This window comes from Streptomyces sp. NPDC016459 (assembly GCF_040632845.1).
Lineage (GTDB): Bacteria > Actinomycetota > Actinomycetes > Streptomycetales > Streptomycetaceae > Streptomyces.
Map to the genome: position 1 here is coordinate 230,465 of NZ_JBEYCR010000001.1, position 20,737 is coordinate 251,201.

A 20,737-nucleotide genomic window follows, 5' to 3' on the forward strand; every position below is an offset into this window, starting at 1 on the left:
TGCTTCTCCCGGAACGCGCGGTGCGAGCTCCGGTCATTCTCCCGGGACTCGCGATACGGACCCCGGATGTCTCTACAGGAACAATAGTGCGCGTCGGGAGCTTCCCGCCCCGCCCGACCGATGCCTGGACGGATCAGGCCTGACCAGCGCCTTGCGACGTGGGCGACCTCACAGCCGTACGGACGTCGGGAGGGGTGTGGTGCCGGTCCTCCGGCAGGGGCTCCCGGCGGGGCGGGCTGTCGTCGTTGCCGCGCCGGAAGATCCTCGTCGGACGCCCCCGTACCCAGCTGTGCAGGACGATCTCGGCTCCGTCCACCCAGGTCCGTACGACCTCGGTGGCTCCAGCCGAAAAAGGTGGAACGGCAGGGGCGCGCCCGCGTCGGCCGCGTACCGGTCCACGGTCCCGGGGTCCGTGACCTCGACCGCCCGTCCGGAGATCCGGACGTCGCCGCCGCCCATTCCGGTGCCGGAGCCCGGGTGGGATACCAGACAGCCACTGTCCGGACTACTCCGGACGTTCCGGACGCCTGGAACGCTGCGGACGCCTCGGAGCCGTCACGCGGTGGCGGCGCGCTCGGCCGCGCTGCGCTCGACGCAGAACTCGTTGCCCTCCGGGTCCCCGAGGGTCGCCCAGCCCGTGCCGTCCGGGTTCCGCCGGTCGTCGAGCAGGGTGGCGCCGAGCCCGAGCAGCCGCTCTACCTCCTCGTCACGGGTCCGGTCCTGCGGCTGGAGGTCCAGGTGGACCCGGTTCTTGACCGCCTTCGGCTCCGGGACCTGGATGAAGAGGAGGGCCGCACCGGCCGACTCGACGAGCGCCTCCTCGTCCCCGGGCTGGTCGTCGTCGGAGACCTTGGCGTCCAGCGCCTGGGCCCAGAAGGTGGCCAGGGCGTAGGCGTCGGCGCAGTCGATGGTCACGTGTCGTACGAGAGAGCTCATGGCGTCATGATCCCCCGTCGGCCCGCCCGTCGGCCAGCGAATAACTCCCGGGCCGGGGACGCCCGTTCCCCGCCCTCGTCGCCGGAGACCACCTTCCCTCGGCAGTCCCGCGAGGGCGGCCGCGTCGAGGCCGCCCCAGCGTGCCCCGGCTCGGGGAGGCCCGGTCACCTGACCGGCCCGCACCCGCGCGGGAACGCGCCGCGGCGCCCACCCAGTCGTCCGGTCGGGGACATTCGGGGGGCGCCGCGCTCAGTTCCGTACGTCGTTGTACGGGACGTCTTGGTGATCCGGCGGGATCAGACCGTCAGGGAGCGGTCCGTCGGGCGGATCGGGGCCGGCAGGGAGCTGGCGCCGGTCAGGTAGCGGTCCACGCCACGGGCCGCGGAACGGCCCTCGGCGATGGCCCAGACGATCAGCGACTGGCCTCGGCCTGCGTCTCCGGCGACGTAGACGCCGTCGACGTTGGTGGCGAAGTCCGCGTCACGGGCGATGTTACCCCGTTCGTCGAGGGCCAGACCGAACTGGGCGACCAGGCCGTTCTCCACGTCCGTGCCGGTGAAGCCCATCGCGAGCGTGACCAGCTGGGCCGGGATCCTGCGCTCCGTGCCCGGCTTCCGGGTCAGCTTGCCGTCGACGAACTCGACCTCGACGAGGTGGAGGAACTGGACGTTGCCGTCCTCGTCGCCCTCGAAGTGGGTGGTGGAGACGGAGTAGACCCGCTCGCCGCCCTCCTCGTGCGCGGAGGTGACCTTGTACAGCATGGGGAAGGTCGGCCAGGGCTGGCCGGCGTTCCGCTCCTCGCCGGGGCGGGGCATGATCTCCAGCTGCGTGACCGAGGCCGCGCCCTGGCGGTGGGCCGTACCGACGCAGTCGGCGCCGGTGTCGCCGCCGCCGATGACGACGACGTGCTTGCCCTCGGCGGTGATCGGCGGGGTCACGAAGTCACCCTCGACGACCTTGTTCGCGAGCGGCAGGTACTCCATCGCCTGGTGGATGCCGGCCAGCTCGCGGCCCGGGACGGGCAGGTCGCGGGCGGTGGTGGCGCCGGCGGCGATGACCACGGCGTCGAACCGCTTGCGCAGGTCCGTCGACGTCAGGTCGCGGCCGATCTCGATGCCGGTGCGGAACTTGGTGCCCTCCGCGCGCATCTGCTCGATGCGGCGGTTGATGTGCCGCTTCTCCATCTTGAACTCGGGGATGCCGTAGCGCAGCAGGCCGCCGATGCGGTCGGCACGCTCGTACACGACCACGGTGTGGCCGGCCCGGGTCAGCTGCTGGGCGGCGGCGAGACCCGCCGGGCCCGAGCCGATGACGGCGGCGGTCTTGCCGGACAGGCGCTCGGGCACCTGCGGCTTGACGTCGCCCCCGTCCCAGGCCTTGTCGATGATGGAGACTTCGACGTTCTTGATCGTGACGGCCGGCTGGTTGATGCCGAGCACGCACGCCGACTCGCACGGCGCGGGGCACAGGCGGCCGGTGAACTCCGGGAAGTTGTTGGTGGCGTGCAGGCGCTCCTGCGCCGCCGACCAGTCCTCGCGGTAGGCGTAGTCGTTCCACTCGGGGATCAGGTTCCCGAGGGGACAGCCGTTGTGGCAGAACGGGATGCCGCAGTCCATGCAGCGGCCGGCCTGCTTGCTGATGATCGGCAGCAGGGAGCCGGGGACGTAGACCTCGTTCCAGTCCCGGACGCGCTCGGCCACGGGGCGGGTCTCGGCGACCTCGCGCCCTGTGGTCAGGAAGCCCTTGGGGTCAGCCATGGGTCGCCGCCTCCATCATCTTCTCGGTGGTCTCGGCCTCGGAGAGACCGGCGAGCTCAGCGGCGTCCTTGGCGGCGAGCACTGCCTTGTACGTGGTGGGGATGATCTTGCTGAACCGGTCGGCGTTGGCGTCCCAGTCGGCGAGCAGCTTCTCGGCGACCGTCGAACCGGTCTCCTCGTGGTGGCGGCGCACGACGTCGTGCAGCCACGCCTTGTCGGCGTCCGACGGGGCCTCGATCGCGCCCAGGTTGCCGGAGTTGACGTTGTCCCGGTCCAGGTCGACGACGTAGGCGACGCCGCCCGACATGCCGGCCGCGAAGTTGCGGCCGGTCTCGCCGAGGACGACCGCGGTGCCGCCGGTCATGTACTCGCAGCCGTGGTCGCCCACGCCCTCCGAGACGACGAGGGCGCCGGAGTTGCGGACGCAGAAGCGCTCGCCGGTGCGGCCGCGCAGGAACAGCTCGCCGCCGGTCGCTCCGTACCCGATGGTGTTGCCCGCGATGGTGGAGTACTCGGCGAGGTGGTCGGCGCCCCGGTCGGGACGGACGATCACCCGGCCGCCGGAGAGGCCCTTGCCGACGTAGTCGTTGGCGTCGCCCTCCAGGCGGAGGGTGACACCGCTCGGCAGGAAGGCGCCGAAGGACTGGCCGGCGGAGCCGGTGAAGGTGATGTCGATGGTGTCGGCCGGGAGGCCGGCGCCGCCGAACTTCTTCGTCACCTGGTGGCCCAGCATGGTGCCGACCGTGCGGTTGATGTTGCGGATGGCGACCTGGGCGCGGACCGGCTGGGCCTCCTCGGCGGAGGCGGCGTTCAGGGCCTCGGCGGCGAGCTGGATCAGCTCGTTGTCGAGGGCCTTCTCCAGGCCGTGGTCCTGCTCGATCAGGGCGTGGCGGACCGCGCCCTCGGGCAGCTCCGGCACGTAGAAGAGCGGCTCCAGGTCGAGGCCCTGCGCCTTCCAGTGGGTGACGGCACGGCTGGTGTCGAGCAGCTCGGCGTGGCCGACGGCCTCTTCGAGGGTGCGGAAGCCCAGCTCGGCGAGGAGTTCGCGGACCTCCTCGGCGATGAACTCGAAGAAGTTGACGACGAACTCGGCCTTGCCGGAGAAACGGTCCCGCAGGACCGGGTTCTGGGTGGCGATGCCGACCGGGCAGGTGTCCAGGTGGCAGACGCGCATCATGACGCAGCCGGAGACGACGAGCGGCGCGGTCGCGAAGCCGAACTCCTCGGCGCCGAGCAGCGCGGCGATGACGACGTCACGGCCGGTCTTGAGCTGGCCGTCGGTCTGGACGACGATCCGGTCGCGCAGGCCGTTGAGCAGCAGGGTCTGCTGGGTCTCGGCGAGGCCGAGCTCCCAGGGGCCGCCCGCGTGCTTCAGGGAGGTCAGCGGGGAGGCGCCCGTTCCGCCGTCGTGGCCGGAGATGAGGACGACGTCCGCGTGGGCCTTGGAGACACCGGCGGCGACCGTGCCGACGCCGACCTCGGAGACCAGCTTCACGTGGATGCGGGCGACCGGGTTGGCGTTCTTGAGGTCGTGGATCAGCTGGGCCAGGTCCTCGATGGAGTAGATGTCGTGGTGCGGCGGCGGCGAGATGAGGCCGACGCCGGGCGTCGAGTGACGCGTCTTGGCGACCCACGGGTAGACCTTGTGGCCGGGCAGCTGACCGCCTTCGCCGGGCTTGGCGCCCTGGGCCATCTTGATCTGGATGTCGTCGGCGTTGACCAGGTACTCGCTGGTGACGCCGAAGCGGCCGGAGGCGACCTGCTTGATCGCGGAGCGGCGGGCCGGGTCGTAGAGGCGGTCCGGGTCCTCGCCGCCCTCACCGGTGTTGGACTTGGCGCCCAGCTGGTTCATGGCGACGGCGAGGGTCTCGTGCGCCTCCTTGGAGATGGAACCGTACGACATGGCGCCGGTGGAGAAGCGCTTGACGATCTCGGAGACCGACTCGACCTCGTCGAGCGGGATGGGCTCCCGGTCGGTGGAGAAGCCGAAGAGGCCGCGGAGCGTCATGAGGCGCTCGGACTGCTCGTTCACCCGCTCGGTGTACTGCTTGAAGATGTCGTACCGCTTGTTGCGCGTGGCGTGCTGGAGGCGGAAGACGGTCTCCGGGTCGAACAGGTGGGGCTCGCCCTCGCGGCGCCACTGGTACTCGCCGCCGATGTCCAGGGCGCGGTGCGCCGAGGCGACGCCGGAGACGGGGTACGCCTTGGCGTGGCGGGCGGCGACCTCCTTGGCGACGACGTCGAGACCGGCGCCGCCGATCTTGGTGGCCGTGCCGTTGAAGTACGTGGCGACGAAGGTCTCGTCGAGGCCGACGGCCTCGAAGACCTGGGCGCCGCGGTAGGACGCGACGGTGGAGATGCCCATCTTGGACATGACCTTGAGGACGCCCTTGCCGAGGGCGTAGATCAGGTTCCGGATGGCCTGCTCGGGCTCCAGGCCCTCGATGAAGGTGCCGGCGCGGACGAGGTCCTCGACGGACTCCATGGCGAGGTACGGGTTGACCGCCGCGGCGCCGTAGCCGATGAGCAGGGCGACGTGGTGGACCTCGCGGACGTCACCGGCCTCGACGAGCAGGCCCACCTTGGTGCGCTGCTTGGTGCGGATGAGGTGGTGGTGGACGGCCGCCGTGAGCAGCAGCGAGGGGATCGGCGCGTGCTCGGCGTCGGAGTGCCGGTCGGAGAGCACGATGAGGCGGGCGCCGCCCTCGATGGCCGTGTCGGCCTCGGCGCAGATCGCGTCGATGCGGGCGGCGAGGGCCTCGCCGCCGCCGGAGACCCGGTAGAGGCCGGAGAGGGTCGCGGCCTTCATGCCGGGCATGTCGCCGTCGGCGTTGATGTGGATGAGCTTGGCCAGCTCGTCGTTGTCGATCACCGGGAAGGGCAGGGTGACGCTGCGACACGACACGGGGGTCGGTTCGAGCAGGTTGCCCTGGGGGCCCAGCGAGGAGCGCAGGGAGGTCACGAGCTCTTCGCGGATGGCGTCGAGCGGCGGGTTGGTGACCTGCGCGAAGAGCTGGGTGAAGTAGTCGAAGAGCAGCCGCGGGCGGGCGGAGATGGCCGCGATCGGCGAGTCCGTGCCCATGGAGCCGAGGGGCTCGCCCGCGGTGCGGGCCATCGGGGCGAGGATGAGGCGGAGCTCTTCCTCGGTGTAGCCGAAGGTCTGCTGGCGGCGGGTGACCGAGGCGTGGGTGTGCACGATGTGCTCGCGCTCGGGGAGGTCGGAGAGCTCGATCTCGCCGGTCTCCAGCCACTCCGCGTACGGGTTCTCGGCGGCGAGGGCGGCCTTGATCTCGTCGTCCTCGACGATGCGGTGCTCGGCGGTGTCGACGAGGAACATCTTGCCGGGCTGGAGGCGGCCCTTGCGGACGACCTTGGCCGGGTCGATGTCGAGGACGCCGACCTCGGAGGAGAGGACGACGAGGCCCTCGTCGGTGACCCAGTAGCGGCCGGGGCGCAGACCGTTGCGGTCGAGGACCGCGCCGACCTGGACGCCGTCGGTGAAGGTGACGCAGGCCGGGCCGTCCCAGGGCTCCATCATCGTGGCGTGGTACTGGTAGAAGGCGCGGCGGGCCGGGTCCATGGTCTCGTGGTTCTCCCACGCCTCCGGGACCATCATCAGGACCGCGTGCGGCAGCGAGCGCCCGCCGAGGTGGAGCAGCTCCAGGACCTCGTCGAAGGACGCCGAGTCGGAGGCGTCCGGGGTGCAGATCGGGAAGATCCGCTCCAGGGGGCCCTCGCCGAGGACGTCGGAGGAGAGCTGGGCCTCGCGGGCCGTCATCCAGTTCCGGTTGCCCTTGACGGTGTTGATCTCACCGTTGTGGGCGACGAAGCGGTAGGGGTGGGCCAGCGGCCAGCTCGGGAAGGTGTTGGTGGAGAACCGGGAGTGGACCAGGGCCACGGCGGTGGCGCAGCGGCGGTCCGACAGGTCCGGGAAGAAGGGCTCCAGCTGGCCGGTGGTCAGCATGCCCTTGTAGACGATGGTGCGGGCGGAGAGCGACGAGAAGTAGGTCGCGGCCTCGCGCTCGGCGCGCTTGCGCAGCACGAAGGCCTTGCGGTCCAGCGCGATGCCGGTGGCCGTGCCGTCGGCGACGAACAGCTGCCGGAAGATCGGCATGGTGGAGCGGGCGGAGGCGCCGAGCAGCTCGGGGGCGACGGGGACCTCGCGCCAGCCGAGGACGGTCAGGCCCTCTTCGGCGGCGATCGCCTCGATCCGCTCGACGGCCTGTGCGGGGCCGTCGGCGGGGAGGAAGGCGATGCCGACGGCGTAGGCGCCCGCGTCGGGGAGTGCGAAGTCGGTGACCTCGCGGAGGAAGGCGTCCGGGACCTGGAGCAGGATGCCGGCGCCGTCACCGGAGTCGGGCTCGGAGCCGGTGGCGCCGCGGTGCTCGAGGTTGCGCAGTACGGTCAGCGCCTGCTCGACCAGCGCGTGGCTGGCTACACCGGTGAGGGTGGCCACGAACCCGACACCACAGGCGTCGTGTTCGTTACGGGGGTCGTACATCCCCTGCGGAGCGGGGCGACCGTCCATGGGCGACCAGGCGTCGGAACGCATCGGCTCTCCCGTCGTCGTATTGGCATATGCAGCTGCCGAGGGACGACGTTGGCCCTCCGCGAAATTTCGTGCAGGTTACATGATGGCTGGCTTCTCGCGAAGTGGATAGCTCATTCCAACATGCGGACACCGCGGACACGCAGCGGTGGTCGTGGTTCACCTGTGAAGTGCGGGCGCGCACGCCGTCCCGCGGGGGACGGATCGAGGTGGCCCGGACGATCTCCGGGTCTACGGCGACCCGTCATGGAGTGGGCTTCGTTGCCCACTGACGCTCATGCCTCATTCCCGTTGGTCACGGGTTCGAAACCGCCGGGTAACCGGCTACCTATGTGGCGTCCTGCATAGTGTCTCATCGCCGCGGCGGATCGGACCAGGGATATACGTCACAGCCGTTCCGCGGCTTACGTGCCGAAACGACGACGGGCCCCCGGTCAGGGGGCCCACCGTTCACCCGTAAGAGCAGATCGTCGACCCGTACGGACGCGTGAGGGGTACGGGGTTACAGCGCGGCCCCGAAGAGCATGCCGAGCCCGTACGTGACGGCCGCGGCGGCCCCGCCGAGGACGAGCTGGCGCAGTCCGCTGAAGAGCCAGCCGCGGGCGGTCACCCGGGCCACGAGCGCACCGCAGGCGAAGAGGCCGACGAGCGAGAGCAGCACGGCGGGCCAGAGCGCGGTCGCCCCGAGCAGATAGGGCAGTACGGGGAGCAGCGCGCCGAGCGCGAAGGAGCCGAAGGACGAGACCGCGGCGACGGTCGGCGACGGGAGGTCGTCCGGGTCGATGCCGAGCTCCTCGCGCGCGTGGATCTCCAGGGCCTGCTCAGGGTCCTTCGACAACTGCATCGCGACCTCGCGGGCGAGCGCGGGCTCGACGCCGCGGGAGACGTAGAGCGCGGCGAGCTCCTCCATCTCGTCGACGGGGTGCTTGCGCAGCTGGCGCCGCTCCACGTCCAGTTCCGCCTGGACGAGTTCACGCTGCGAGGCGACGGAGGTGTACTCGCCTGCCGCCATCGAGAAGGCACCGGCCGCGAGCCCGGCGAGGCCGGCGATGACGACGGTCCCCGAGGAGACCGCGCCGCCGGCGACACCCGTCATCAGGGCGAGGTTGGACACCAGGCCGTCCATCGCGCCGAACACGGCGGGGCGCAGCCAGCCGCCGTTCACGTCGCGGTGCGTGTGGTTGTCCCGGTGGGCCTCGTGCAGCGGTGCCTGGGCTTCGATGATGGACATGGCTCTCCCTCGTTCCGACGGGCCGGGTCTCACCCGCCTCCCCCAACACCTCGAAAATACGCGCGATGTAAGGGTCGCGCCAGCAAGGCAGGCCGTACTTACTAAGGTCCGCCTTGCTGTGTGAACCGGGTCTGGCGTGGAGTCAGGCGGGTGACAGAGACGTTTCTTCGGCGAGTTCACGGCCCGTGGTGGCACAGATCCAGGCATCGGGGCGCCATGGGTGCGCCTCTCCCGAGGAAGGGGCCGCGAAATGGCGACCACCACGGCATGCGACACGCGTGAACGGGCGAGAGGGGCGCTCCTCGGCCTCGCCGTCGGCGACGCGCTGGGCGCGCCCGCCGAGAACATGCGGCCGTCCGAGATCCGCCGCCGCTGGGGCCGGATCGAGGGCTTCGTGACGGACAGCCCGGCCGGCACCGACGACACCGAGTACGCCATCTTCTCGGCGCTGCTCCTCGCCCGGCACGGCTCCGCCCTGACCGTCCAGCACGTCGAGCGGGCCTGGCACCACTGGATCGCCGACCTCGACGAGGGCCCGTTCCGCGGTGCGGGCTTCTCGGAGCGCGGCACCCTGGAGAACCTCCGCCGGGGCCTCGCCGCCCCCATCTCCGCCCAGCACCGGCACGCCTGGAGCGACGGTCTCGCCATGCGCGCGGCGCCCTTCGGGGTGTTCGCGGCCGGACGCCCGGCGGAGGCGGCCCGACTCGTCGCGATCGACGGCAGCGTGAGCCACGACGGCGAGGGCATCTACGGCGGGCAGGCGGTCGCGGCGGGCGTCGCGGCGGCGATGACGGGGGCGGGCGTGACCTCGGTGATCGCGGCGGCCCTCTCGGTCGTCCCGATGGACTCGTGGACGGCCCGCTCGCTGCGCCGCGCGGTGGTGGCCGCCCAGCGTGTCCAGCAGGACCCGCTCACCCGTGAACGCCAGGTCCGCTCGGCGGTCGTCATCGGCGGCTACCCCTGGACGGACCTGGCCCCGGAGGCGGTGGGCCTGGCGTTCGGCGCGTTCGCCGCGGCGCGCGGCGACTTCCGCACGGCGGTCCTGACGGCCGTCAACATGGGCCGCGACGCCGACACCACGGCGGCGGTGGCGGGCGCGCTGGCCGGCGCGGCCGGCGGACTGCGGACGATCCCCGAGGACTGGGCCTCGGCCATCGCCCCGGTCACGGGCAGCTGCCTCCCGTCGATGCGCGGTTACCACGTCCTGGACGTGGCGGACCTCCTGACCCCGGAGGGAGAGTCCTGATGAGCGCGGACACGACGACCGCCGCGGTGGGCAACGCCCCCACCTCCGTGCCGGCCGCACAGCCCCGGCCCGGCCGCGACGCGATCGAGGGCCTCCTCCTGGGCCTCGCCGCGGGCGACGCCGCCGGATGGCCCGCCGCCAGGCACCGCGCCGCCCGCATGCCCGAGTGGACCCGCCGCCTCACCCGCGAGCTCGACACCTTCGCCGAGCAGAACGCCACGACCACCCTCCCCGTCCCCATCGCCCTCAACCAGCCCCCCGAGCCCCTGCGTCTCGGCCCCTCCGACGACGCCGAATGGGCGGTCTTCACGGCCGAGGCGGTCCTCACCTCCTCCGGCCAGGTCTTCGCCGGCCTCCCCCCGGAGCGCCGTCTGCGCGCCGCCGTCGACCTCGCATGGAACGCCCTGGCCGACCAGGTCGCCGCCGCCGCCGACCGCGCCCCCGAGGTCGAGTCGGCGATCCTCCCGCTCCGCGCCCGGATCTCCGTCCGCGCGGGCCTCGGCAACCTCGCCACCGGCCTGCGTCCCCCCGCCACCGGCCACGACAACCCGCACTTCTTCGACGACGCCGCCTGCGTACGGGCGGCGGTGCTCGCCCTCGTCCACCCCGGTGACCCGCGCGCCGCCGCCGCACTGGCCGAGTTCGACGCCCGGTACACCCAGGACGGCGACGGCGTCCACGGCGCCCGCGCGGTGGCGGCGGCCCTCGCGGCGGCCTTCGGCGGGGCGACGGTCGACGAATGCGTCGAGGCGGCCCTCGACGAACTCCCGCCCGTCACGGAGATCGGCCGCAACGCCCGGTACGCGGTGAAGCTGGCCCAGACCGCCGGTTCGGCCTTCGAGCTCGTCCCGCTCCTGGAGCACCAGATCGTGGACCACGTCTACAGCTACGGCATCGCCGCCGCCGAGACCGTCCCGGTGGCGCTCGCGCTCGCCACCGCCGCGCGGGGCGAGATGACGGCCGCCGTACCGGCCGCCGTCTGTCTCTCGCGGGTCGCCGACTCCGCCCCCGCGCTCGCGGGCGCGCTCACCGGGGCGCTGGGCGGCGGCCGTTCGGTGCCGTCGACCTGGCGCGAGGCGTGCCGGACGCTCGCGGGCTGCGCGCTGCCGCGGCTCGCGGGGACGGACCTGATCGAACTCGCCGGGCTCCTCGCAGCCACGGAACCGGCCGCCCCGGGTGGACAATTCCGACATGACACCCACACTGGATGACCGGATCACCGGCAGTCTCGTCGGGGCCGCCGTCGGCGACGCGCTCGGCGGCCCCGTCGAGGGCTACACCCCCGAGCAGATCCTGGAACGCCACGGCGGCCGCGTCACCGGGATCGTCGGCCCCTGGAACGGCGGCGAATGGCGCACCGCACGCCCCATCGCCCCGTACCACAAGGGCGACGGGCACGTCACCGACGACACCTTGATGACCCACGCCCTGATCCGGGTGTACGAGAAGGTCCGCGGCCACCTCGACGCGTACGCGGTCGCGGACCACCTCGTCCCCGAACTCATGGGCTCCCCCGTCTGGATCCCCGAGCTGGAGGCGGAGGCGCTGCCGCTCCAGCGGATCTTCCTGGCCGAGAAGTGGATCGTGACCCGGCTCCACTACGGCCATGTGGACCCGCGCGAGGCCGGCAGCGGCAACATCGTCAACTGCGGCGCCGCGATGTACATGGCACCCGTCGGGCTCGTCAACGCCGCCCACCCCCAGGCCGCGTACGCCGAGGCCCTCGACGTCGCGGGCGCACACCAGTCCTCGTACGGCCGTGAGGCGGCCGGCGTGTTCGCGGCGGCGGTGGCCGCGGCGTGCGCGCCGGGCGCCACGGCCTCCTCGGTGGTGGGGACGGCCCTGGCCCTGGCGAAGGACGGCACGCGGGCGGCGATCGAGGCGGTCGCCGAAGTGGCCGGGCGGCACACGGACTTCGAGTCGGCCCTCACCCCGCTCCGCAAGGCGGTGGCCCCCTTCGACTCGGTCGGCCCCGACTACCGCTCCCCCTCCCTCGGTGCCCGTCGCCCCTCCCGCCTGCACGCGATCGAGGAACTCCCCATCGCCCTCGGCATGCTCCTCGTCGGCGAGGGCGACTACCGCCGCACGGTCCTCGGCGCGGTCAACTACGGCCGTGACTGCGACTCGATCGCCACGATGGCGGGTGCGATCGTGGGCGCGCTGCACGGCGAGTCCGCGGTGCCCGCCGACTGGGCGAAGCGGGTGGCGGAGGCGAGCCGTCTCGACCTCCACGCCCCGGCTCGGGCACTGACCGAGGTGACCCACGAGGTGTTCGCGCGGGACGCGGAGCACCGCCGGGTCCACGAGTCGGCGTTCGCGGCGCTGACGAGCGGCGCCCGGTGAACCTGCGCCTGACCTGGGTCCAGCCGGAGGACCTGGTGGGCCACGAGCTGCGCCAGGCGGCGGAGGACGGCCGCGACGCGAGCGCCCTCGCGGCCCGCTGGGCGGCGGCGGGCGGCCCTCCCGCCCCGGCGACGGCCGGCGCGTCCGGGACACCCCGCCCGGACCTCCGCCCGCTGGCGACGGAACTCCTGGACGCCCTGGCGGCCCTCCCGACGCCCCTCGCGGAACGCGAACCGACCGCGCTCGCCGACATCCAGGACGCGACGACCCCCCACGCCGTTCCCGCCCCGGACCCTGACGGGACCGGGGCCCGCGCCTCCGCACCCCAGCCGCCCGGTACCGGCCGACGCCCCCCGCCCGGAGCACCCGGGCTCGGCGGGCTTCGAGCACCCCGAGCGCTCGGTCGCGCAGCCCCCGCGGGCCTCCGCGACCGTCTGCACGCCGCCTGGCTCGGCCGTGCCGTCGGGTGTCTGCTCGGCAAGCCCGTCGAGAAACTGCCCCTGCCGGCGATCCGCGCCCTCGGCCGCGCCGCCGGCAACTGGCCCCTCTCCGGCTGGTTCACCGCCCGTGGCGTGCCCGACGAACTCCTCGTCGCACACCCCTGGAACCGTCGCTCCGCCACCACCTCCCTCGCCGAGAACATCGACGGCATGCCCGAGGACGACGACCTCAACTACCCCCTGCTCAACCTGCTGCTCCTCCAGCGGCACGGCCGCGACTTCACCACCGCCGACGTCGCCCGCCTCTGGCTCGACGAGCTTCCCGCCGGCCGCACCTTCACGGCCGAGCGCGTCGCCTACCGCAATCTCCTCGACGGCGTGGAACCCCCGCTGACCGCCGTCCACCGCAACCCCTTCCGGGAGTGGATCGGCGCCCAGATCCGGGCCGACGTCCACGGCTGGACCCGTCCGGGCGATCCGGTCGCCGCCGCCGGACAGGCCCACCGGGACGCGGTGCTCACCCACACCGCGAACGGCGTCTACGGCGCCATGTTCGTCGCCGCCACCCTCGCCACCGCCGCGACCGGCACCGCCGACGTCCACCGGTCGCTCGCCGCGGGCCTCGATGTGATCCCGCCGCGCTCACGCCTCGCCGGGGCGGTCCGTCTCGGCATCGAGTCCGCCCGCCGCACGCCCGACTTCGACGCGGTCGTCGACCGGCTGCACGCGGAACTCGGCGGGTACCACTGGGTGCATGCCGTCCCGAACGCCGCCCTGCTCGCCGCCGCCCTCACCCACGCCGACGGCGACTTCTCCCGCTCCGTCTGCGCGGCCGTCTCCGGCGGCTGGGACACCGACTCCAACGGCGCCACCGCCGGCTCCGTCGCCGGACTGCTCGCCGGTCACCCCGCCCGGCTCCCCGAGCACTGGACCTCCCCCCTCAAGAACCGTCTCTCGACCTCGGTCCCGTCCTTCGACGGCATCGGCTTCGACACCCTGGCCGAACTGACCCACCTGGAGGCAGTACGCCCATGACCAGCATCGTCGTACTCGGCAGCACCAACATGGATCTCGTCGCCTACGTGCCGAGGGCCCCGGCTCTCGGCGAGACCGTCACCGGCCGTTCCTTCCGCACCATCCCGGGCGGCAAGGGCGCCAACCAGGCCGTCGCCGCCGCCCGCGCCGGCGGTGAGGTGGCGATGATCGGCGCGGTCGGCGCCGACGACTTCGGGGTGCGGCTCCGGGCCACCCTGGAGCACTGCGCGGTGGACACCGACCTGCTGCGCACCGCCGCGGGCTCCTCGGGCACCGCGCACATCGTCGTGGACGACGACGGCGGCAACGCGATCGTCGTCGTCCCCGGCGCCAACGGCACCGTCACCTCCCTGACCCACGGCGACGAGGCGCTGATCGGCACCGCGGACACCCTGCTCCTCCAGCTCGAACTCCCCCTCTCCGTCGTGGTGGAGGGCGCCGCGACCGCCCGCCGTCTCGGCGTCCGCACCGTCCTCACCCCCGCTCCCGCCCAGCCGCTTCCCCCCGAACTCCTCTCCTCCGTCGACCTGCTGGTGCCCAACGAGCACGAGGCCGCCGCGCTCACCGGACTGACCGACCCGCGCGAGGCCGCCCAGGCCCTGCTCCGGCACGTCCCCGAGGTGGTCGTCACCCTGGGGGCGGCCGGCAGCCTCTACGCGGCGCGCGGCGCCGATCCGATCGCGGTGCCCGCCCCCCGCGTCCGGGCCGTGGACACCACCGGAGCCGGCGACACCTTCGTCGGCGCGCTCGCCGTGGCCCTCGGCGAGGGCCGCCCCGCCCCCGAGGCCCTGGCCTGGGCGCAGGCCGCCGCCGCGCTCTCCGTGCGGCGCGAGGGCGCGTCGACCTCGATGCCGTACCGCGTGGAGATCGAGGCGACCTTCCTCTCCCCCGACACCCTGGAGGCCGACCCCGTATGACCGTCCCCGCACCGGCCACCGCGCCCGCCGCGCCCGCTCCGCCCCTGCACGGACTGCGCGTCCTGGATCTCGCGACCCTCTTCGCCGGCCCGCTCGCGGCCACGATGCTCGGGGACTTCGGCGCCGACGTCGTCAAGGTCGAGCATCCCCGCAAGCCCGATCCGTCCCGCGGCCACGGCCCGGCCAAGGACGGCGTCGGCCTGTGGTGGAAGGTCCTCGGCCGCAACAAGCGGGCGATCACCCTCGACCTGTCCTCACCCGGAGGCCGTGACACCCTCCTGGCGCTCGCCGCCGACGCCGACGTGATCGTGGAGAACTTCCGCCCCGGCACCCTGGAACGCTGGGGTCTGGGCTGGGAGGAGCTGTCCACCGTCAACCCGCGTCTGGTCCTCGCCCGCGTCACCGGCTTCGGCCAGTTCGGCCCGTACGCCCACCGTCCCGGCTTCGGCACCCTCGCCGAGGCGATGAGCGGCTTCGCCGCCATCACCGGCGAGCCCGACGGCCCGCCGACCCTCCCCCCCTTCGGTCTGGCCGACTCCATCGCCGCCCTGGCCACGGCGTACGCGGTGATGACCGCGCTCACCGCGAGGACGGCGACCGGCCGCGGCCAGGTCGTCGACATGGCGATCATCGAACCGATGCTCTCGGTCATCGGGCCCCACCCCCTCTGGTACGACCAGCTCGGCTACGTCCAGCCCAGGACCGGCAACCGCTCCCGCAACAACGCCCCGCGCAACACCTATCGGACCGCCGACGGCTCCTGGGTCGCCGTCTCCACCTCCGCCCAGTCGATCGCCGAGCGGGTCTTGCGGCTCGTCGGCCGCCCGGAGCTGATCGACGAGCCGTGGTTCGCCGACGGAACGGGCCGGGCCGAGCACGCGGACGTCCTGGACGAGGCCGTCGGGACCTGGATCGCCCGTCACACCCGGGACGAGGCGATGGCGGCCTTCGAGAAGGCGGAGGCGGCGATCGCCCCCGTCTACGACATCCGGGACGTCGTCGACGACCCCCAGTACCGGGCGCTCGGCACGATCACCGAGGTGGAGGACCCCGAACTCGGCCCGATCAAGATGCAGAACGTCCTCTTCCGCCTCTCCGAGACGCCGGGAGCCATCCGCTGGCCCGGCCGCCCCCACGGCACCGACACCACCGCCGTCCTCACCGAACTCGGCCTCACCGCCGCCGAGATCGGCCGCCTCCGCGACCAGGGGGCGGTATGAGCGCCGTGGCGGAGATCGACGGTCTCCACCGGGTCCGCACCCCCCTCACCTGGCTGTACGCCCCCGGCGACCGGCCCGACGTCGTCCGCAAGGCCCTGGCCTCCGGCGCCGACGTCGTGATCGTCGACCTGGAGGACGCGGTCGCCCCGGACCGCAAGGCGTACGCCCTCGACGCCACGGCCGATCTGCTCGCGGACCCCCACCCCGTCCCGGTCCACGTCCGCGTGAACTCCCCGCGCGACATCCCCACCCTGGCCCCCCTCCCCGGCCTCTGCGGTCTCCGGGTACCCAAGGTGACACACGCCACTGACATCCGCCGGATCGCCGGACTCGCCCCGGGCGTCCCCCTCTACCCACTCCTGGAGAACGCCCTCGCCGTGGAGCACGCGTACGCCATCGCCGCCGCCCACCCCGCCGTGCGCGGCATCGCGCTCGGCGAGGCCGACCTCCGCGCCGACCTGGGGGTACGGGAGGACAGCGCCCTCGACTGGCCGCGCGGCCGGGTGGTGGTCGCGGCCCGCGCGGCCGCCCTCCCGCCGCCGGCCCAGTCGGTCCACCCCGACATCGGCGACCTGGACGCGCTGGCCGCCGGCTGCGCCCGGGGCCGGGCCCTGGGCTTCTTCGGCCGGGCGGCCATCCACCCCCGCCAGCTCCCGGTCATCGAGCGCGCCTACCTCCCCACCCCGGAGGAGATCGACGCGGCACGGGAGGTCGTCGCGGCGGCCGGCACCGAGCGGGGCGCGCTCGCCCTGCCGGACGGCCGCTTCGTCGACGCGGCGGTGGTCGAGGGCGCCCACCGGCTCCTCGCCCTCGCGCCCCCGACGGGCTGACGCCCGCCCCGGGACAGGCGAAAGGGCCGCCGGGACCTCACGGTCCCGGCGGCCCTCCGGCCTGCTACGGGCGGATCAGCTCTTGGCGGCGGACCCGGCACCGTTGCCGGCGCCGTGCTCCGCGTCCTCGTCGGAGTCCGCGTCCGGCGTGACGTCCTTCGGCTCGGCGTCCTCGACGACCCCGTCCTTCTCTGCCGCGTCCACGCCCTCGGTCTTCTCCGCCGTGAGCGTCTTCCCGCCCTTGACGTCCTTGTCGGCCCTCGGCTCCACGATCTCCTCGCGGCCCGGACGGATCCGCGCCGAGACCACGATGTAGACCACCGCGAGCAGGAAGACGACGATCGCCGTCCACACGTTCAGCCGCAGGCCGAGCACGTGGTGCGCCTCGTCGACGCGCATGTACTCGATCCAGGCGCGACCGGCGCAGTACGCGGCCACGTAGAGCGCGAAGGCGCGGCCGTGGCCGAGCTTGAAGCGGCGGTCGGCCCAGACGACGAGGAGGGCGACGCCGACGCACCAGAGCGACTCGTACAGGAAGGTCGGGTGGTACGTCCCGGCCTCGCGGTTCGCGCTCTCGGTGATCTCCAGGGCCCAGGGCAGGTCGGTCGGCCTGCCGTACAGCTCCTGGTTGAACCAGTTGCCCCAGCGGCCGATGGCCTGGGCGAGGACGATGCCGGGGGCGATGGCGTCGGCGTACGCCGGGAGCGGGATGCCCCGGCGGCGGCAGCCGATCCAGGCACCCACCGCGCCGAGCGCGATGGCGCCCCAGATACCGAGGCCGCCCTCCCAGATCTTGAAGGCGTCGACCCAGTTCTCACCCTCGCTGAAGTACAGCTGGTAGTCGGTGATCACGTGGTAGAGGCGTCCGCCGACGAGGCCGAAGGGCACCGCCCAGACGGCGATGTCGGCGACGGTGCCGGCGGTGCCGCCCCGGGCGATCCACCGCTTGTTGCCGTACCAGACGGCGACGAAGACACCGATGATGATGCAGAAGGCATAGCCGCGCAGCGGGATCGGTCCGAGATTGATCACGCCGGTCGACGGGCTGGGAATATAGGCAAGGTCCATGGCAGGTCCGACGCTACCCTGCCGGGCGGGCGGGGCGGCAGCCCGCCCGGCAACGTCTGGGTAACTAACCCGCCGAGGGCGAGGCCGTACCGGGCTTCTTGCCCTTGTTGGCCTCGGTGACCCACTTCTTCAGGTTCTCCGGGGAGATCTGCTCGTTCCCCTTGGTCGGGAAGATCGATTCTCCGTTGAGCAGGACGGACGGCGTGCCGCGGAACCCGGCGTTCTGGAAGGCCTCGTTCGACTTGACCACCCAGCTGTCGTGCGTCCCGTCCTCGACACAGCTGCGGAAGGCGGGCGTGTCGAGTCCCGGTACCTTCGCGGCCAGCTCGATCAGCTTCGCGTTCTTGCCGAAGGCGTCGTCCGTCTCCTGCGGCTGGTTGATGTAGAGCGTGTCGTGGTAGGCGGTGAACTTCCCTGCGTCCTGGGCGCACGCCGCCGCGTTCGCCGCGCGCAGCGAGCCACTGCCGCCCATGTTCCCGTCGATGAGGGTCGCGAGGTGGTACTCGGTCCTGAGTGCCCCGGACGCCTCCAGCTCGTGGATCGCGTCCCGCATCACGTTCTCGAACTGGGCGCACGCCGGGCAGCGGAAGTCCTCCCAGATCGCGAGCGTCGACGGCGCGTCCGCCTTGCCCGTCGGGATGGCGGGCTTGCCGTCCTCGTCGGTCGCTCCGGTCGGCGCGACGACCGGTCCCGCCTTGTCCGACCCGCTGTCCTTGTCGCCTCCCGCGGCGATCACCCCGACGACCGCGGCCAGGCCGAGGACGCCGACCACCGCCGCCGACACGATCAGGACGCGTCGCTGCTTCTCGCGGCTCTGCTCCCGCTCACGCTGCTGTTGGAGGCGCTCCCGCGCGCTCCGGTTACCGTCACCACGGTTGTTCTCGCTCACGCCACAGGAACGAACCGGGGAGGCACGCGCGTGCCTCCCCGGTCGCAGTCCACCCGAACGGGTTACGGAACGCGGCGGACACCCTCGGCGAGTTCGGCCGCCAGTTCCCTTACGGCGGCGAGTCCGGCGGCCTCGTCGCCGTCGGCGTCGAGGATCCGCTTGACGAACGCGGAGCCGACGATGACGCCGTCGGCGAAGGCCGCGACCTCCTTGGCCTGGGCGGCGTCGGAGACCCCGAGCCCGACGCAGACGGGGAGGTCCGCCGTGGCCCGGGTGCGACGGACGAGATCGGCGGCCTGCTCACCGACCGACGCGCGGGTGCCGGTGACCCCCATGAGGGAGGCGGCGTAGACGAAGCCGGAACCGGCGGCCGTGATGGTGGCGAGCCGCTCGTCCTTGCTGCTGGGCGCGACGACGAAGACGGTGGCGAGACCGTGCTTGTCGGCGTGCTCGCGCCAGAGGGCGGACTCCTGGACCGGCAGGTCGGGCAGGATGCATCCGGCGCCGCCCGCGGCGGCGAGCTCCTCGGTGAAGCGCTCGACGCCGTACCGGTCGATCGGGTTCCAGTACGTCATGACGAGGACCGGCTTGCCGGTGGCCTCGTGTGCCTCCTTGACCGTGCGCATGACGTCGGCGATCTTGACACCGCCGCGCAGGGCGATGTCGTCGGCGGTCTGGATGACCGGCCCGTCGAGGACCGGGTCACTGTGCGGGAGCCCCACCTCGACGACGTCCGCACCGCCCTCGAAGACGGCCTTGATCGCCGCGATGGCGCCGTCGACGGTCGGGAAGCCGGCCGGGAGGTACGCGATGAGCGCGGCCCGGTCCTCCGACTTCGCCTTCGCGAGGGTGTCGCTGAGCAGCTGGATGTTGCCGGTCACTTGGAGTCCCCCTCGATCTCGGCGGTGGCGGCGGCGTCCGCCGCGACCTCGGCGTCGGTGTCGTACAGCCCGAAGTACCGGGCGGCGGTGTCCATGTCCTTGTCGCCGCGCCCGGAGAGGTTGACGAGCAGCAGGGCGTCCTTGCCCAGCTCCCTGCCGACCTCCAGGGCCCCGGCGAGGGCGTGCGCCGACTCGATGGCGGGGATGATGCCCTCGGTACGGGAGAGCAGCCGCAGCGCCTGCATGGCGGCGTCGTCGGTGACGGCGCGGTACTCGCCGCGTCCGCTGTCCTTGAGGTAGGCGTGCTCGGGGCCGATGCCCGGGTAGTCGAGGCCGGCCGAGATCGAGTACGGCTCGGTGATCTGGCCCTCCTCGTCCTGGAGGACGTAACTGCGCGAACCGTGCAGGATGCCGGGCTCGCCCGCGGTGAGGGTGGCCGCGTGCTCGCCGGTCTCGACGCCGTGGCCGGCCGGCTCGCAGCCGATCAGGCGCACGTCGGCGTCCGGGATGAAGGCGTGGAAGAGCCCGATGGCGTTGGAGCCGCCGCCCACGCAGGCGACGGCCGCGTCGGGGAGGCGTCCGGCGCGCTCCAGGATCTGGCGGCGGGCCTCGACACCGATGACCCGGTGGAAGTCGCGGACCATGGCGGGGAAGGGGTGCGGGCCGGCCACGGTGCCGAACAGGTAGTGGGTGCGGTCCACGTTGGCGACCCAGTCGCGGAACGCCTCGTTGATGGCGTCCTTGAGGGTACGGCTGCCGGACTTCACGGCGACGACCTCGGCGCCGAGCATCCGCATCCGGGCCACGTTGAGGGCCTGGCGCTGGGTGTCGATCTCGCCCATGTAGATGGTGCAGTCGAGACCGAAGAGGGCGCAGGCGGTGGCGGTGGCCACGCCGTGCTGGCCGGCGCCGGTCTCCGCGATGACCCGGGTCTTGCCCATGCGCTTGGTGAGCAGGGCCTGACCGAGCACGTTGTTGATCTTGTGCGAGCCGGTGTGGTTGAGGTCCTCGCGCTTGAGGAAGATCCGGGCACCGCCGGCGTGCTCGGCGAACCGGGGGACCTCGGTGAGGGCGCTCGGACGGCCGGTGTAGTCGACCATCAGATCGTTGAGCTCACGGGCGAACTCGGGGTCGGACTTGGCCTTGTCGTACTCGACGGCGACCTCGTCGACGGCGGCGACGAGGGCCTCGGGGATGAACTTGCCGCCGTAGGCGCCGAAGTATCCCTCGGGGCTGGGGACCTGACCCTCCAGGTCGGGGATGAAGAACTCGCTGGACATGCGGCTGCTCCTCGCGGGGCGGATGCCCCGGGTGACGTGCGGTCGATGGTCACGTGATGCGCGCGAGCCACAACAGCCGGCCCCTGCCGAGCCTGGGCACCTGCGCCCGCTCCAG

The 20,737-nt window shown here is 72.9% G+C and carries 15 protein-coding genes; 7 read left to right on the plus strand and 8 right to left on the minus strand.

Annotated features, from left to right (window positions below; genetic code table 11):
* Window positions 1-555: 555 nt before the first annotated feature.
* From ABZ567_RS01025 to ABZ567_RS01040, 4 genes are all read right to left on the minus strand, one after another.
* Window positions 556-936, minus strand: coding sequence for a VOC family protein (locus ABZ567_RS01025; protein ID WP_360782956.1), 381 nt, complete (start codon window positions 934-936; stop codon window positions 556-558).
* Window positions 937-1,232: 296 nt separating this feature from the next.
* Entirely contained in the window at window positions 1,233-2,693 is a 1,461-nt protein-coding gene (locus ABZ567_RS01030; protein ID WP_360782958.1) for a glutamate synthase subunit beta, read from the minus strand.
* Window positions 2,686-7,245, minus strand: a complete 4,560-nt coding sequence (gene gltB / locus ABZ567_RS01035) for a glutamate synthase large subunit (RefSeq protein ID WP_360782960.1) — start codon at window positions 7,243-7,245, stop codon at window positions 2,686-2,688. The genes ABZ567_RS01030 and gltB overlap by 8 nt, the downstream gene beginning before the upstream one ends.
* 499 nt (window positions 7,246-7,744) lie before the next feature.
* Window positions 7,745-8,473, minus strand: coding sequence for a VIT1/CCC1 transporter family protein (locus ABZ567_RS01040; RefSeq protein WP_360782963.1), 729 nt, complete (start codon window positions 8,471-8,473; stop codon window positions 7,745-7,747).
* Window positions 8,474-8,723: 250 nt separating this feature from the next.
* On the opposite strand from ABZ567_RS01040, the gene ABZ567_RS01045 reads away from it, so the two are divergent.
* From ABZ567_RS01045 to ABZ567_RS01075, 7 genes are read left to right on the plus strand one after another with little or no spacing between them, the layout of a single operon-like run.
* Entirely contained in the window at window positions 8,724-9,719 is a 996-nt protein-coding gene (locus tag ABZ567_RS01045; protein WP_360782966.1) for an ADP-ribosylglycohydrolase family protein, read from the plus strand.
* Entirely contained in the window at window positions 9,719-10,930 is a 1,212-nt protein-coding gene (locus tag ABZ567_RS01050) for an ADP-ribosylglycohydrolase family protein (protein WP_360782969.1), read from the plus strand. The genes ABZ567_RS01045 and ABZ567_RS01050 overlap by 1 nt, the downstream gene beginning before the upstream one ends.
* Window positions 10,911-12,062, plus strand: a complete 1,152-nt coding sequence (locus ABZ567_RS01055; protein WP_360782971.1) for an ADP-ribosylglycohydrolase family protein — start codon at window positions 10,911-10,913, stop codon at window positions 12,060-12,062. The genes ABZ567_RS01050 and ABZ567_RS01055 overlap by 20 nt, the downstream gene beginning before the upstream one ends.
* The gene (locus tag ABZ567_RS01060) at window positions 12,059-13,537 is read left to right on the plus strand and encodes an ADP-ribosylglycohydrolase family protein (protein ID WP_360782974.1); all 1,479 of its coding nucleotides are present in this window, start codon (window positions 12,059-12,061) and stop codon (window positions 13,535-13,537) included. The genes ABZ567_RS01055 and ABZ567_RS01060 overlap by 4 nt, the downstream gene beginning before the upstream one ends.
* Window positions 13,534-14,454: a ribokinase gene (gene rbsK, locus ABZ567_RS01065; protein WP_360782977.1), complete on the plus strand. Its 921-nt coding sequence runs from the start codon at window positions 13,534-13,536 to the stop codon at window positions 14,452-14,454. The genes ABZ567_RS01060 and rbsK overlap by 4 nt, the downstream gene beginning before the upstream one ends.
* Complete coding sequence (locus tag ABZ567_RS01070; protein WP_360782980.1) at window positions 14,451-15,674, plus strand: CoA transferase; 1,224 nt, start codon at window positions 14,451-14,453, stop codon at window positions 15,672-15,674. The genes rbsK and ABZ567_RS01070 overlap by 4 nt, the downstream gene beginning before the upstream one ends.
* Window positions 15,671-16,504: an aldolase/citrate lyase family protein gene (locus ABZ567_RS01075; RefSeq protein ID WP_360782983.1), complete on the plus strand. Its 834-nt coding sequence runs from the start codon at window positions 15,671-15,673 to the stop codon at window positions 16,502-16,504. The genes ABZ567_RS01070 and ABZ567_RS01075 overlap by 4 nt, the downstream gene beginning before the upstream one ends.
* 75 nt (window positions 16,505-16,579) lie before the next feature.
* Here the strand turns inward: ABZ567_RS01075 and lgt are convergent, their stop codons facing one another.
* The 4 genes from lgt to trpB all read right to left on the minus strand — a co-directional run bounded on the left by lgt (window position 16,580) and on the right by trpB (window position 20,622).
* On the minus strand, window positions 16,580-17,572 hold the full coding sequence (gene lgt, locus ABZ567_RS01080) for a prolipoprotein diacylglyceryl transferase (protein WP_360782986.1): 993 nt from the start codon (window positions 17,570-17,572) through the stop codon (window positions 16,580-16,582).
* A gap of 64 nt (window positions 17,573-17,636) precedes the next feature.
* A complete protein-coding gene (locus ABZ567_RS01085) occupies window positions 17,637-18,461 on the minus strand; it encodes a thioredoxin domain-containing protein (protein WP_360782989.1) in 825 nt (274 codons plus the stop codon).
* Window positions 18,462-18,523: 62 nt separating this feature from the next.
* Entirely contained in the window at window positions 18,524-19,342 is an 819-nt protein-coding gene (trpA, locus tag ABZ567_RS01090; RefSeq protein WP_360782992.1) for a tryptophan synthase subunit alpha, read from the minus strand.
* Entirely contained in the window at window positions 19,339-20,622 is a 1,284-nt protein-coding gene (gene trpB / locus ABZ567_RS01095; RefSeq protein WP_360782995.1) for a tryptophan synthase subunit beta, read from the minus strand. The genes trpA and trpB overlap by 4 nt, the downstream gene beginning before the upstream one ends.
* Between the last annotated feature and the right edge of the window lie 115 nt (window positions 20,623-20,737).